The organism is Pseudoflavonifractor sp. MSJ-37, from assembly GCF_018917965.1.
Lineage (GTDB): Bacteria > Bacillota > Clostridia > Oscillospirales > Oscillospiraceae > Pseudoflavonifractor_A.
The window spans coordinates 36,986-50,021 of sequence record NZ_JAHLPP010000005.1; the positions used below are offsets into that span (position 1 = coordinate 36,986).

At 63.0% G+C, this 13,036-nt stretch carries 15 protein-coding genes; 8 read left to right on the plus strand and 7 right to left on the minus strand.

What is annotated here, in order from left to right; translation table 11 throughout:
- Positions 1 to 7: 7 nt before the first annotated feature.
- The 7 genes from KQI12_RS09970 (at position 8) to KQI12_RS10000 (ending at position 5,958) form a co-directional block, all read left to right on the plus strand.
- Positions 8 to 400 carry a zinc ribbon domain-containing protein gene (locus KQI12_RS09970; RefSeq protein WP_216572989.1) on the plus strand — a complete coding sequence of 131 codons (393 nt, stop codon included), beginning with the start codon at positions 8 to 10 and terminating at the stop codon, positions 398 to 400.
- 108 nt (positions 401 to 508) lie between these two features.
- The gene (locus KQI12_RS09975) at positions 509 to 1,333 is read left to right on the plus strand and encodes a purine-nucleoside phosphorylase (RefSeq protein ID WP_216572991.1); all 825 of its coding nucleotides are present in this window, start codon (positions 509 to 511) and stop codon (positions 1,331 to 1,333) included.
- 11 nt (positions 1,334 to 1,344) lie between these two features.
- Entirely contained in the window at positions 1,345 to 2,649 is a 1,305-nt protein-coding gene (locus tag KQI12_RS09980; protein WP_216572993.1) for an amidohydrolase family protein, read from the plus strand.
- Positions 2,650 to 2,661: 12 nt separating this feature from the next.
- Positions 2,662 to 4,425, plus strand: a complete 1,764-nt coding sequence (locus KQI12_RS09985; protein WP_216572995.1) for a polysaccharide biosynthesis protein — start codon at positions 2,662 to 2,664, stop codon at positions 4,423 to 4,425.
- Between the two features lie 36 nt (positions 4,426 to 4,461).
- A complete protein-coding gene (gene mazG / locus KQI12_RS09990) occupies positions 4,462 to 5,250 on the plus strand; it encodes a nucleoside triphosphate pyrophosphohydrolase (RefSeq protein WP_216572997.1) in 789 nt (262 codons plus the stop codon).
- A 30-nt stretch (positions 5,251 to 5,280) separates the two neighbouring features.
- A complete protein-coding gene (locus KQI12_RS09995) occupies positions 5,281 to 5,634 on the plus strand; it encodes an HU family DNA-binding protein (protein ID WP_371818012.1) in 354 nt (117 codons plus the stop codon).
- Positions 5,635 to 5,715: 81 nt separating this feature from the next.
- The gene (locus KQI12_RS10000) at positions 5,716 to 5,958 is read left to right on the plus strand and encodes an RNA-binding S4 domain-containing protein (RefSeq protein WP_216573000.1); all 243 of its coding nucleotides are present in this window, start codon (positions 5,716 to 5,718) and stop codon (positions 5,956 to 5,958) included.
- 97 nt (positions 5,959 to 6,055) lie between these two features.
- On the opposite strand, the gene grdD is transcribed toward KQI12_RS10000, so the two are convergent.
- From grdD to trxB, 5 genes are all read right to left on the minus strand, one after another.
- Positions 6,056 to 7,213, minus strand: a complete 1,158-nt coding sequence (gene grdD, locus KQI12_RS10005; protein ID WP_216573002.1) for a glycine/sarcosine/betaine reductase complex component C subunit alpha — start codon at positions 7,211 to 7,213, stop codon at positions 6,056 to 6,058.
- 13 nt (positions 7,214 to 7,226) lie between these two features.
- A complete protein-coding gene (gene grdC / locus KQI12_RS10010; protein WP_216573004.1) occupies positions 7,227 to 8,765 on the minus strand; it encodes a glycine/sarcosine/betaine reductase complex component C subunit beta in 1,539 nt (512 codons plus the stop codon).
- Positions 8,766 to 8,936: 171 nt separating this feature from the next.
- Complete coding sequence (grdA, locus tag KQI12_RS10015) at positions 8,937 to 9,407, minus strand: glycine/sarcosine/betaine reductase complex selenoprotein A (RefSeq protein WP_216573006.1); 471 nt, start codon at positions 9,405 to 9,407, stop codon at positions 8,937 to 8,939.
- A gap of 62 nt (positions 9,408 to 9,469) precedes the next feature.
- The gene (locus tag KQI12_RS10020) at positions 9,470 to 9,787 is read right to left on the minus strand and encodes a co-chaperone YbbN (RefSeq protein ID WP_216573008.1); all 318 of its coding nucleotides are present in this window, start codon (positions 9,785 to 9,787) and stop codon (positions 9,470 to 9,472) included.
- Between the two features lie 73 nt (positions 9,788 to 9,860).
- Positions 9,861 to 10,796 (minus strand): thioredoxin-disulfide reductase, encoded by a 936-nt coding sequence (gene trxB / locus KQI12_RS10025; protein ID WP_216573010.1) that lies wholly within the window; start codon positions 10,794 to 10,796, stop codon positions 9,861 to 9,863.
- A 407-nt stretch (positions 10,797 to 11,203) separates the two neighbouring features.
- On the opposite strand from trxB, the gene KQI12_RS10030 reads away from it, so the two are divergent.
- Positions 11,204 to 11,857 carry a TetR/AcrR family transcriptional regulator gene (locus KQI12_RS10030; RefSeq protein WP_216573012.1) on the plus strand — a complete coding sequence of 218 codons (654 nt, stop codon included), beginning with the start codon at positions 11,204 to 11,206 and terminating at the stop codon, positions 11,855 to 11,857.
- Between the two features lie 68 nt (positions 11,858 to 11,925).
- On the opposite strand, the gene thyA is transcribed toward KQI12_RS10030, so the two are convergent.
- Both thyA and KQI12_RS10040 read right to left on the minus strand, forming a co-directional pair.
- Positions 11,926 to 12,756 carry a thymidylate synthase gene (thyA, locus tag KQI12_RS10035; RefSeq protein WP_216573014.1) on the minus strand — a complete coding sequence of 277 codons (831 nt, stop codon included), beginning with the start codon at positions 12,754 to 12,756 and terminating at the stop codon, positions 11,926 to 11,928.
- 24 nt (positions 12,757 to 12,780) lie between these two features.
- Positions 12,781 to 13,023, minus strand: coding sequence for an HPr family phosphocarrier protein (locus tag KQI12_RS10040; RefSeq protein WP_216573016.1), 243 nt, complete (start codon positions 13,021 to 13,023; stop codon positions 12,781 to 12,783).
- Between the last annotated feature and the right edge of the window lie 13 nt (positions 13,024 to 13,036).

Genomic DNA, 13,036 nt, shown 5'->3' on the forward strand with positions numbered 1-13,036 from the left:
GCTTCCTATGGATGACCGTATGCAGGGATTCCTGGACCGTACCAAAGCCGCCGCCTCTGCCATCGGCACGGTGGCCGGAGCCACGGTCCGCTATGCCGGGAAAAAATCCGGTGAGGCCATCGGTACCGCCCGCCTCAGCCTCAAGACCGCGGAGCTGGAGCGTCAGACCCAGAACATCCTGCGGGACATCGGCCAGGCTGTCTATGAGGCCATCCAGACCGGCGAGAGCCGGGAGGAGCTCCTGGATGCCCGCACGGAGGAGCTGGAGCATCTCTATGCCGCCATCAGCGGCCTGAAGGAACAGGCCGCCGTCCTGCGGGACGCGAAGAAGTGCCCCGCCTGCGGCACCGTCTGCGCCCACGAGGACCGCTACTGCAAGCACTGCGGCGCAGTCCTTTGAGCCGCCGCTTTCGGACCATATCCAACGGACGCCGGACGGGCCCCCGTCCGGCGTCCCGTGTCGTCCCACGTTTTGGACCAATATCCGTCATTTAAGGAGGAATCCGCCATGAGCTATCCCTTTGCCCAGTATCAGGAGAGCGCGGACTATATCCGCGGCCGCATCGGCAGCTTCCAGCCCAGAGTCGCGATGGTCCTGGGCTCCGGCCTGGGCTTCCTGGGCGATGTGGTGAAGGATCCCATCGTCGTCCCCTATCCCGACATCCCCCACTTCAAGGCCTCCACTGCCCCCGGCCACAAGGGCCAGCTGGTCTTCGGCACCCTGGAGGGCAAGCCGGTGGCCGTCATGCAGGGCCGGACGCACCACTATGAGGGCTACTCCTACGAAGAGGTCTCCTACGCTGTCCGCGTCCTGCGGCTCCTGGGCTGCGACACGCTGGTGGTCACCAATGCCGCCGGCTGTGTGAACACTGAGTGGCAGGCCGGCGACCTGATGCTCATCACCGACCAGATCAAGATCTTCATGGAGTCCCCCCTGCGGGGCGAGAACCTGTCGGAATTCGGCCCCCGCTTCCCCGACTCCTCCCATCTCTACACCCCCGCTCTGCGCGAGGTGGCCCGGAAGGCCGCCTATGAGCTGGACATCGACCTGAAGGAGGGCGTCTATATGTACTTCCCCGGGCCTCAGTACGAGACCCCCGCGGAGGTGCGCTTCGCCCGGATCGCCGGGGCCGACGCGGTCGGCATGTCCACCGCTCCCGAGGTCATCACCGCCGGCCACTGCGGGATGCAGGTGCTGGGCTTCACCCTGCTGTCCAACATGGCCGCCGGCATCCTGGACCAGCCGCTCAGCGAGCAGGAGGTGCTGGACGCCGCCGCCGCCTGCCGGGACAAGTTCTCCCGTCTGGTGCTGGCCTGCCTCCGGACGCTGTGAGGGAGGGACCTATGAAACGGACTCTCATCTTTCACGTCTGCGCCGTCCTCATGGATGAGGCGGGCACCGTCCTTCCCGATGCCTATGTACTGGTGGAGGGCCACAAGATCCGCTCCGTGGGCGCCGAGCGCCCCGATGGCCCCTTCGACCTGGAGATCGACGGCGGCGGCGACGTGCTCATGCCCGGGTTCGTCAACGCCCACACCCACGTCCCCATGGTGGCCATGCGGGGCTATGGCGACGGCAACGCCCTCCAGGACTGGCTGGAGAAGTTCATCTTCCCCGTGGAGGCCAAATGGGACGACCGGGCCATGGCCTGCTGTGCCGATCTGGGCCTGGCGGAGATGATCGCGTCGGGCGTCACCTGCATCGCCGATATGTATATGCGCACCGGCGTCGTGGCCCAGCGGGTGGCCCGTGCCGGGATCAGCGCCAACCTGAGCTGCGGCGGCGTGCTCTTCGCCCCGGAGTTCGACCCGGACACGTACAGCGAGTGCATCGTCCAGCGGGCCCTCACCGAGGAGTGGCACGGCTACGATGACGGCCGGATCCTGGTGGACGCCTCCATCCACGGGGAGTATACCTCCCGGGCCGACCTGTGGGACTGGATGGCGGACTACGCCAAAGAAAAGGGCCTGGGGATGCACGTCCATATCTCTGAGACCCGCACAGAGCATGAGGCCTGCAAGGCCCGCCACGGCGGCCTGACCCCCATCCAGGTGCTGGACCGGCACGGCGTGTGGGACTGCCGGGCCATCGCCGCCCACTGCGTCTGGACCACCCCCGAGGACTGGGCCATCATGGCCGAAAAGGGCGTCACCGCCGTCCATGATCCGATCTCCAATCTGAAGCTGGGCTCCGGCATCGCTCCGGTGGCGGCCATGAAGAAGGCCGGCGTCAATGTGGCTCTGGGCACCGACGGCGTGTCCTCCAACAACTGCACCGACCTGTTCGGTGAGATGAAGACCGCCGCGATCCTCCAGAACGGCGTCAACTGCGACCCGCTGGCCCTCCTGCCCGGGCAGGCGCTGGCCATGGCCACGGCCGACGGCGGCAAAGCCCTGGGCCGCCAGACCGGACGGATCCAGCCGGGCTATGAGGCCGACCTGATCCTGGTGGACTTCCACGCCCTCAACCTGACCCCCTGCCACGATGTGGTCTCCCACCTGGTCTATGCGGCCCACGGGAGCAACGTCATCATGAATATGGCCCGCGGCCAGGTCATATACCAAAACGGTGAGTTCCTCACCATCGACATCGACCGGGTCAAACGGGAGGTCCAGGACTACGCCCTGCCGCTCCTGTTCGGCAAATAAGGAGGGACCGCGTTGTCCAGTCAGCAAAAGAAAAACACCTTTTTCGGCGGCGTCGCTGTCCTGATGATGAGCACCATCATCATCAAGATCATCGGCGCCATCTACAAGATCCCTCTGGGCATCATCCTGTCCGATGAGGCTTACGGCGATTTCGGCGCCGCCTACAATATCTATACCTTCTTCCTCACCATCTCCACGGCGGGCCTCCCGGTGGCCCTGTCCAAGACCGTCTCGGAGGCCAACGCTCTGGGCCGCTATAATCAGGTCCGGCGGGTGTTCCGGGTGGCCTTCCTGGCTTTCCTGACCATGGGCGTGTTCAGCTTCATCTGTATGTCCGTGTTCGCCCTCCCGGTGGCCACCTATGCTCTCCAGAACCAGAAGGCGGTCTGGTGCGTGGTGGCCCTGTCCCCGGCGGTGCTCTGTACCTGCTGCTGTTCCGCCTTCCGGGGCTACGCCCAGGGCCATCTGAACATGATGCCCACCGCCGTGTCCCAGATCATGGAGAACGTGTCCAAGCTTGTCATTGGCATGGGCCTGGCCCTGTTCATCGGCTCTCTGGCTCTGAAGCCCGACGACTTCGGCGACCGGATGATGGCCGTGGGCGCCATCGCCGGCGTGTCTGTGGGCAGCATCCTGTCCGTGGTCTACCTGTTCTTCGACCATAAGCGGGCGGAGCGGCTCCAGCCCGGTCCCTTCACCGACCGGCCGGACAGCGCCAAGTCCATCCTGATCCGCCTCCTGAAGCTGGCCATCCCCATCACGATCAGCTCCTCCACCAGCGCCATCGTCACCCTGATCGACACCAATCTGGTGAACGGCCAGCTCCAGAACGTGTTCCAGAGCATCTTGGACTCCGGCGTGGTGGTGACGGAGCAGGCCCGGGGCCTCTTCGACATCGGCAACAAGGCCGCACTGATCCTTCAGCAGAACATCGCCGCCGCGGCCGCGGATCCGCAGGTGGTGCCCGTGCTGGACTCCGCCCGCGGCCTGTACGGCGCTTATCAGAAGTGTATGAGCATCTATAACCTGCCCTTCAACCTGATGGTGCCTCTGACGGCCAGCATCATCCCGGCGGTGTCCGCCGCCCGGGCCCGACGGGACGATCTGGAGGCCCGGAAGGTCTCTGAGTCCGCCCTCCGGTTCAGCACCCTGATCGCCCTGCCCGCCGGCATCGGCCTCTTCGTGCTGGGCGGCCCGATCATCCGCCTGCTCACCGGCGGCAACACCGACTACACCATCGCCGGTCCCCTGCTGTCCATCCTGGGCCTGGCCTCCATCTTCGTGTGCCTTCAGCTGATCGCCACCTCGATCCTTCAGGCCAACGGCATCGTGAACCTGCCGATCCTGACCGTCATCATCGGCGGCGTAGTGAAGATCATCGTCAATTACACCCTGGTGGGGGACCCCGATATCATGGTCTACGGCGCCCCCGTGGGCACCCTGTGCTGCTTCGCCATCGCGGCGGTGCTGAACCTGTCTATCATCAAGGCCCGGGTGCCCAGCGCCCCCAGCTATCTGAAGGCTTTCTGCAAGCCCCTCATCGCCTCTGTGGTCATGGGCGGCGCCGTGTGGGCCGTCTATCAGACCGCCTCCCGGATCCTCTGCGGCGGCGGAACGCTCAGCTTCCTGGGCAACGCCATGGCCACCGCCGCCAGCATCGGCGTGGGCGTGATCGTCTATGCCATCCTGGTCCTGGCCCTGCGGGTCATCTCCAAGGAGGACCTGGAGCTCATGCCCAAGGGCGCAAAGATCGCCAAGATCCTGCATATCCGCTGAAAGATCCGCTTTACCGCTTGCATAGAGGAACGAGATATGATAAATTTTGAGTATAAGGACCATTACGGCGTCAAGGATCTGGAGGAGATCGTCCGGATCCTCCGCGCCCCGGGCGGATGTCCCTGGGACGCGGAGCAGACCCACGGATCCCTCCGCCGCAACCTGCTGGAGGAATCCTACGAAGCTGTAGAGGCCATCGACGAGGGCGACCCAGACCATCTCCAGGAAGAGCTGGGGGACGTGCTCCTTCAGGTGGTGTTCCACGCTGGGATCGAGCAGGATGCCGGCCGGTCCGATCTGGACCGCGTGGCCGACGGGGTATGCAAAAAGCTGATCTACCGTCATCCCCATGTGTTCGGTGACGTCCATGTCTCCGGCACCGGCGAGGTCCTCTCTAACTGGGAGGACCTCAAGCGGAAGGAGAAGGGCCAGAAGAGCGACACCGACGCCCTCACCGCTGTGGCCCGGAGCCTGCCTGCCCTGTGGCGGGCGGAGAAAGTCCAGAAAAAGGCCCAAAAGGCCGGGTTCGACTGGTCCGAAGTTTCCGGCGCGCTGGACAAGCTCACCGAGGAGCTCTCCGAACTCAAAAGCGCCATCGCCGAGGGCTCCAACATCGAGGAGGAACTGGGCGATCTGCTCTTCTCCGCCGTCAACGTCTCCCGCTTCGTCCAGGTGGACCCGGAGGAGGCCCTCACCAAAGCCACCGACAAATTCATCGACCGCTTCCGCAAGGTCGAGGCCCAGGCCGACGCTGAGGGCCGCTCCATGAAGGAGATGTCCCCGGCAGAGCTGGACCAGCTCTGGGAGCGGGCCAAACACGCATAAAAGCGGATCGACTTCCACTGGGGGAGAGCCGTGCTCAAGGCACGGAGCGGGAAGCCGCTTTTAGGATATACCGGGCGTCACGCCCCAAATGTACAGGAGGAAAACATCATGAACAAGACTGAACTCGTTGCCGCCGCCGCTGAGAAGGCCGGCCTGTCCAAGAAGGATACTGAGACCGCTCTGAACGCCGCTCTGGAGACCATCACCGCCGCTCTGGCCGATGGTGACAAGATCCAGCTCGTGGGCTTCGGCTCCTTCGAGGTGAAGGACCGCGCCGCCCGCACTGGCCGTAACCCCAAGACCAAGGAGCCCATCGAGATCCCCGCCTCCAAGCTGCCCATGTTCAAGCCCGGCAAGGCTCTGAAGGACGCGGTCTCCAAGTGACCGCGATATGAAAAGGCCCCGGACCGGAGCGTCCGGGGCCTTTTCCATCTCCGATCTCAAAGCAGGAAGGAGGTGTCCGGGATGCGACTGGACAAATGGCTGAAGGTCTCCCGCCTGATCAAGCGGCGCACCGTGGCCAACGAGGCCTGCGACAACCAGCGGGTCACTGCCAACGGCCGGCCAGTGAAGGCCTCCTACGACGTGAAGGAGGGCGATGTGCTGGAGCTCCGCTTCGGCGAGCGCTCCGTGAAGGTACAGGTCCTGGCCGTGGCCGAACACGTGGGCAAGGCCGACGCCGCCGCCATGTACAAGGAACTGCTGTAAACGGCTGCCTATCCAAACGGCAGAAAGAGCCCCTCCCCCGGCATCTGCGGGGGAGGGGCTCTTCTCATTCCAGTCTATCCAGAAAACAGGACTCGCTTCAGGACACGAAGCCGGCGGCCTTGAGGATCTCCAGGGCCTTAGCCTTGTTGGCCTCGGACACCCGGACGATGGGGCCGGTACAGCCCATGCCGTCCTCGGCGTAGATCTTCTCTTTCCAGAGGGCCTTCACAGCGTCCTCCAGATCCATGACCTCGATGCCGGGGATCTGGGCCGTGACGACCTCCTTGGGCGGCGCGGAGACCTCCTCGGAGGGGGCGGCAGACTTGGCCGCGGCGGCCTTCCGGTCGGCCAGGAGCTTATCCAGGCCAGCCTTCTCGGCGGCGGCGAACTCAGCGGCCGCCACCTCGAACACCTTGCCCCGGACCAACTGGGCGGCATAGCCGATGGCGCCCGCGATGACGGGCGCGCCGGAGGCCCGGGAGATGATCATGACCAGACGGTCATAGCCCTTGCCGATGCCGGGGCCATAGCCGCAGCCCACGGCCTCGTAGCTCCCGCCGGTGCAGGCGGAGGAGAGCATCTTGGACAGCACGTTGCCGGTGAGGGAGTCCATGACCATCACGTCGGCAGAGCCCATGAGCACGTCGTTGCCACGCATGACACAGCCGCCGTCGGCCCGGGCGGACTCGGCGAAGGTGATGGGATAGCCGTTCTCCTTCAGGGTCTTGAGGATGCCCTCGGTCTGGCGGGCGCCGTCCACGTTCAGGATGCCCACAGTGGGATCGGCCACGCCGCAGGCTTTTGCGGCGATGATGCCATAGATGGCGTTCTTCACCATGCCTTCGATCCGGTCGGTGGAGGAGGTGCCGGTGGTGTTGGCCAGATACATCTCATGGCCCTTGCCGGGGGTGACGGAGCGGCCCACAGTGGACACGCCGATGGGGAACGGATAGTGCATCGTCACCGCGCCGTCCACGGCGCCGGTCTCCAGCAGCTCCTCCATCTTCTTGTGGGCGGCGTCCTCGTCGGCCACGGTCACGGTGGTGACCTCGGGATGGGTCAGGGTGCCGATGAAATACACATCCGCGCCCGCCCGGGCGGCCTTGACGGCGCCCTCCATGACGGTCTCTTCCCCATGCTCACTGCCCATGGCGGTGACGGCGATCTTGGGACGGGGTGCGAAGCTTCCGGTCTCCAGACCCTCGGCGATGGCCAGGAAGGTGTCGGCGATCAGCTTTTTGGTCTTGTCAGCCATGTCGCTCCCTCCCTTACTCACCATCCGCGGCCAGGGTGGCGGCGAACTGACGGAAGGACTCGGCGATCAGCTTCTTCACCTTCTCGGTGGAGACGCCGCCCTCCTCGGTCTCTCCGCTGTTCTTGCGGATGACGAAGGACACGCCGTCGAAGAGGTTGGTCATGCGGCCCAGGAACAGGGAGCCCTTGCCGATGATCATCGCGGTCTCCAGCTCACCGGCCAGCATCTGGTCCCGGGCGGGGCCGATGAAGGGCACGCCGGAGGGGATGTGGCCCTGCGTGGGCGCCCAGCCCACCAGACCGTGCTTGGTCAGGAACTCGGGCATGGCCTTCTTCTCCAGGTCGCCGTTCTTGACGGCCATGGCCGCGATCATCTTGTAGTTGGCCAGGGGCACGTCGCCGGCGCCGGCGGGCTTGGTGATGTCGGGGTTCTGCATCTCGGGGGAGAACTTGTCGATATCGGTGATCTTCAGACCGGCGCGGGCCAGAGGATCGGCCACCAGGGAACCGATCACGGCCTGAGGGGCGGAACCGGTGCCCACGGTGTGGCGGCCCAGGATGGACAGGTCGATCTCGGGATCCACGCCGTTGTTCTGGCTGATGACCACGGCAAAGCCGCCCAGCATATCCTCCAGGATGGGCAGGCCCTTCTTCACATGGTCCTTACCGTTCATGCCCAGCTTGGCGGTGCAGCCGCCGGCGGTGACGATGACGGTCTTGTAGGTGCCGGCCTTCACGAGAGAGGCGGCCTCCACGATGGCGTGGGCGGGACCGGCGCAGAAGCCGCGGGTATCGGAACCGGTGGCATTGGGCAGCCCGGCGATCTCAGCGGCCGCCTTGGCGAAGTTGCCGCCGCCGCGCTGGTTCATGTCGCCGCAGGCCTCCTCGCAGCAGTCGATGACGTATTCCACCTCGGACTTGTCGATGCCGGCGTTCTTCACGGCGTGCAGCAGAGCCAGCACGCTGGAGGCCTTGGAGACCAGGTTCTCGTGCATCACGTGGGCGGAGAGGTTCACGTCGATGTCGTGGGCGCGCTTGACGCAGCCGACGAGCTTGTTGTTGTGATAGAGCCCCTCAGCGTGCTCTTCATTCACCAGGTGCTCGATCTCGGAGAGCTCCACACCGTCAACGAGACGGCCGACCATCTCGGCGTCAAAGAGAGGATGCTCGGCAATGGCGGCCTTGTGCTCGGCCACGAAAGCGGCCTCCAGCTTGACCACGTCGAAGCAGTCACAGATCTGCATCAGAAGCAGGAACTCGGCCTGAGGCATGATCTCGCCGTACTTGCCGTGGCGGTCGGTGATGGGGCACTTCAGATCCACCCAGGAGGTGCCCTGCTCGGCCAGCTGCGCGGGAGTCACGTTGCCGATATAGGTCTGGTTGGGCCAGTAGGCCAGCACGTCCTCGAAGCTGCGCAGATGGCTGGGCAGGGCCTTCAGATATTCGCTGTCGGGATTGACCACCCGCTCGGTGGTCTGGGTGGTGCCGTTGTGGATGACCATGTCGGGAGTGTGGACCAGGATATAACCAGTCCCCTTGACAACACTGTTCATGTGGATGACCGCCTTTCCAAAATAGGGCGCCGTCCCCATCTCCGGGGCCGCGCCGTGTATATAGGAGCGCTCTGTCCGTCTTTTCGGGCCGGAGCGCGGGGTACTGTGCGGAAAAAAGCAAAAGTGGTGACAGGAACGCGCCGCGCCCTGCCACCACTCTTGTGTCACAGATCAATACTTGCAGTACTGCTCGCGGATAGAGGTCATCTCACTGATGATCTCATCCACGTCCAGGACCATTTCCATCATGCTGACCTGCTCATCGTATACGGCGGGATCAACTTCATCCTTGATCTCGGGCTCGCACACATGATAAACCTTGAGTCCCAACGAGACTCCAGTCAACGGACCGGCGAAAGTGGGGTCGCCTGCGGTGACGGTCTCAGCCGCCAGACCGGAGGCCTCCGCTTCAGAAGCGCCCAGGATAACGATCACGTTCTCCGGGCCATACTCCTCGGCGAAGTCCTTGACCCGCTTCTGATTCTCCAGATCCATTGCACCAGCGCTGGTTCACACAAAGCACTCGGTGGAGCTGAACACGACCTCAGCACCGGCAGTCTTCACGCACTCGGCGATGGCGGGACCGGGGATACCGTCGCGGTCACCGATGATGATGGCCTTCTTGCCTTCCAGCATTCCCATGGTGTTTCTCTCCTTTCCTTCATAGATTTATAGCGAGGGCGGATGCCCAGACTACAGCAGAGTTAGAGGTTGGCCTCGACCATGGCCTTGACGGCCTCAGGAGTGGCCTCCTCCTTCACGCAGGAGGCGATCTGAGCGCCATTCTCATAGATGGCGATCACGGGCAGACCCAGGACCTTCTGAGAGATGGCCAGCCGGCGGGCCTTGGTGGTATTGAGGGCGCAGAACTTGATCTTGTCGCCGTACTGGTCGGCCAGCGCGTGGACGTGAGGCATCAGAGCCTGACAGGGCACGCAGCCGTCCCCATAGAAGTCCACCAGGATCTTGCCGGGGGCCTTGAGCACTTCCTCTTCAAAGGTCTCTTTCGTCAGTTCCAGCATTTCGATATACCCCTTTCGATGCGCGCCGCGGCGAAACGCGCCGGGCGCTGTTTTTATAGATATCAGATAACGATCACGCGTTGATGAACTTCTCCGCCTGCATAGCGGCGATAGCGCCGTCCGCGGCGGCAGTGACCACCTGGCGCAGGCTCTTCACCCGGATGTCGCCGGCGGCGAACACGCCGGGGATGTTGGTGTGCATGTTCTCATCGGTCTTGATATAGCCGTGCTCCAGATCCAGGATCCCGTCGAAGAGCTTGGAGTTGGGGTTGTAGCCGATGAAGCCGAACACACCGAACAGGCCGTCGTCGGGGTCCGCCTCGATGGTGGTGAGCTCACCGGTCTTGACGTTCTTCACGGTCATCTTGCTGAGGAGCTCATCGCCGTCCACGGACTGGACCACAGTGTCCCACATGAAGTGGAGCTTGGGGTTGGCGAACGCCTTCTCCTGGATGCTCTTAGCGGCCCGGAGCTCATCGCGACGGTGGATGATGGTCACTTTCCGGGCGAACTTGGTCAGGTACATGGCCTCTTCCACAGCGGAGTCGCCGCCGCCCACCACGAAGACCTCGAAGTCCTCGAAGAAAGCCGCGTCGCAGGTGGCGCAGAAGGAGATGCCCTTGCCGATGAACTTGGCCTCGTTCTCACAGCCGATGGGCTTGGGGAACGCGCCGGTGGCCACGATGACTGCCTTGGCCCGGTACTCGGCCTTAGCGCTCTTGAGGACCTTCACGTCCCCGTCCAGCTCCACGCTGAGGATGGTGTCGTTGGCGCGCTCGGCGCCGAACTTCTTGGCCTGCTCCGTCATGCGGGCGATCAGGCTGGGGCCGCTCTCGCCCTCTACGATCTGGCCGGGGTAGTTCTCGATCTCATCGGTGATGGCGATCTGGCCGCCATCCTTGCCCTTCTCGATGATCAGGGTGCTCAGACGGCTGCGCCCGGCGTAGAGCCCGGCGGCCAGGCCGGCGGGGCCGGCACCCAGAACGATCACATCATAGATCTTGTCCATCTCTATATGCCTCCTGCTTTGAATATCACAGAGCAAAACGTACGTCTCTCATGAACGATCCAGTCCTCCATCCCATCGGCGTCAATATTGGATACCGTCGATTTTAGACTGTTCATTTTATCGAGAACTTCGATTCTTTCACCGTGATTTTATAACGCTCTCACAGGAATGTCAAGAGATATTTTTGGCCCCCTCCAGCCCTGTGCCGACATTTTTCTATCCCATCTCCACAAAACATTTATAATCATCTTGATTATTTTTGTTCTTTGCGTTATGATGTCCCTGTAAAGTATGACGCACTACAAAACTACACTTCAAAGTTTTATATTCAGGCTTGAATGCTGATCGTCCGACCCGCTCTCTGTCCGTCAGTGGCGGAGTATTCGGAAGAAAAAGGAGATGTCCGTATGGCCAGACCACCCTATGATGCCGAACAGCGCAAACAGATCTTCGCCTGCTTCATCAACGCCGCCAGCGAGCTGATGGAGCGCGACGGCATGGACTCCCTCACCCTCCGCCGCATCGCTCAGAAGGCAGGCTACAACAGCGCCACCCTCTATAACTACTTCAAGGACCTGGACCATCTGACGGTCTATGCCTCTATGAAGTACTTCGAGGATTACAACCGGAACCTGGCCCGGTATCTGGCGGACGAGCGCGATCCGCTCCAGCGCTTCCTGTTCATGTGGCGGTTCTTCTGCGCCTCCGCCTTCCGTCATCCCCGTGCCTATTATGACCTTTTCTATGGCAAATACAGCGAGGAGCTGGGCGAGATCGTCCGCACTTACTACGACATCTTTCCGGACGAGCTGGGCGAGCTGGACGACAGCGTGGTGGAGATGCTCTACTGCGGCTCCCTCCATGAGCGGAACGAGCAGATGCTCCGGCCGGTGCTGGAGGAGGGCGGCTTCTCCCCGCAGGAGGGGCGGGACATCAACGACATCATCCTCTATTGCTTCAAGGGGCTGCTGGGCCAGAAGCTCCAGCGGGGCGATGCGCTGGACGACCGGGAGCTGATCCAGCGTCAGCTCAGCTATATCCACACTGCCCTCCGAAAATGAGGAAAAGGGCCCCCGGTGGACGCAGATCATGCGTCCACCGGGGGCCCTTCTCTCGTATTTTTGCACATTCACACCGCCACGGGGATCTTTTTGTCCCAAGGCTGATATCGATACCCCTCCAGCCGGAGGCTGTCCGGGCCGAAGGACCAGAAATCCTCCACAGAAGGGTCGATCCAAAGCCGCGGGCCGTCCAGAGGCTCCCGCCGGATCAGCTCCTCCACCAGCGGCACATGACGGTCATAGATATGGGCGTCTGCGATCACATGGACCAGCTCTCCGGGCACCAGGCCGGACACCTGGGCCATCATGTGGACCAGAGCCGCATACTGCATCACGTTCCAGCCATTGGCGGTGAGCATATCCTGACTGCGCTGGTTCAGGATCGCGTTGAGGGTGTTCCCGCTGACGTTGAAGGTCACGGACCAGGCGCAGGGATAGAGCCGCATCTCGTGGAGGTCGGCGTGGTTGTAGAGACTGGTCACGATCCGCCGGGAGGCAGGGTCATGCTTCAGGTCGTAGAGCACCCGTTCCACCTGGTCGAACTCCCCCTCGGGATACTGGTGCTTCACCCCAAGCTGATAGCCGTAGGCCTTGCCGATGGAGCCGTTCTCGTCGGCCCAGGCGTCCCAGATATGGCTGTGGAGGTCATGGATATCATTGGACCGCTTCTGCCAGATCCACAGCAGCTCGTCCACGGCGTTCCGGAAGGCCATCTTTCGGATGGTCAGGGCCGGGAACTCCTCCCGCAGATCGTAGCGGTCCACGATCCCGAATCGCTTGATGGTGTGGGCGGGCGTCCCGTCCTCCCAGCGGGGGCGGACCTCCCGGTCGGTGTCCCACACGCCGTTGGCCAGGATGTCCCGGCAGTTTTGGATGAACAGCTCGTCAGCACGGCTCATGCCGATCCTCCTTTCCCGATCTGGTCAGTTCTCCTTCGGGGCCAGACCGCCCAGTTCCCGGCACAGCTCCTCATACTGGCTGTCCGTGCCGTGGAACTCTACCTTCACGGGCTTGTCCCAGTCCAGCGTGAACAGAGCCATGATGGACTTGGCGTTGACCACATATGGGTCAGACACGACTTCGATCTTGCAGGGACACCGGTTGGCCGCCGTGCAGAACCGTCTCACATCCTCCAATGAGGGAAGGTCGATGAGGAAAGAACGCATGATCTCCATCTCC

Excerpts from the sequence above, each read along its gene's own strand:
- KQI12_RS10040 (WP_216573016.1), bottom strand. The coding sequence starts at position 13,023 with ATGCGTTCTTTCCTCATCGACCTTCCCTCATTGGAGGATGTGAGACGG.
- grdC (WP_216573004.1), bottom strand. The coding sequence starts at position 8,765 with ATGAACAGTGTTGTCAAGGGGACTGGTTATATCCTGGTCCACACTCCC.
- KQI12_RS09970 (WP_216572989.1), top strand. The coding sequence starts at position 8 with ATGGATGACCGTATGCAGGGATTCCTGGACCGTACCAAAGCCGCCGCC.
- KQI12_RS09975 (WP_216572991.1), top strand. The coding sequence starts at position 509 with ATGAGCTATCCCTTTGCCCAGTATCAGGAGAGCGCGGACTATATCCGC.
- thyA (WP_216573014.1), bottom strand. The coding sequence starts at position 12,756 with ATGAGCCGTGCTGACGAGCTGTTCATCCAAAACTGCCGGGACATCCTG.
- KQI12_RS10030 (WP_216573012.1), top strand. The coding sequence starts at position 11,204 with ATGGCCAGACCACCCTATGATGCCGAACAGCGCAAACAGATCTTCGCC.
- KQI12_RS10020 (WP_216573008.1), bottom strand. The coding sequence starts at position 9,787 with ATGCTGGAACTGACGAAAGAGACCTTTGAAGAGGAAGTGCTCAAGGCC.
- grdD (WP_216573002.1), bottom strand. The coding sequence starts at position 7,213 with ATGGCTGACAAGACCAAAAAGCTGATCGCCGACACCTTCCTGGCCATC.
- trxB (WP_216573010.1), bottom strand. The coding sequence starts at position 10,796 with ATGGACAAGATCTATGATGTGATCGTTCTGGGTGCCGGCCCCGCCGGC.
- KQI12_RS10000 (WP_216573000.1), top strand. The coding sequence starts at position 5,716 with ATGCGACTGGACAAATGGCTGAAGGTCTCCCGCCTGATCAAGCGGCGC.
- KQI12_RS09980 (WP_216572993.1), top strand. The coding sequence starts at position 1,345 with ATGAAACGGACTCTCATCTTTCACGTCTGCGCCGTCCTCATGGATGAG.
- mazG (WP_216572997.1), top strand. The coding sequence starts at position 4,462 with ATGATAAATTTTGAGTATAAGGACCATTACGGCGTCAAGGATCTGGAG.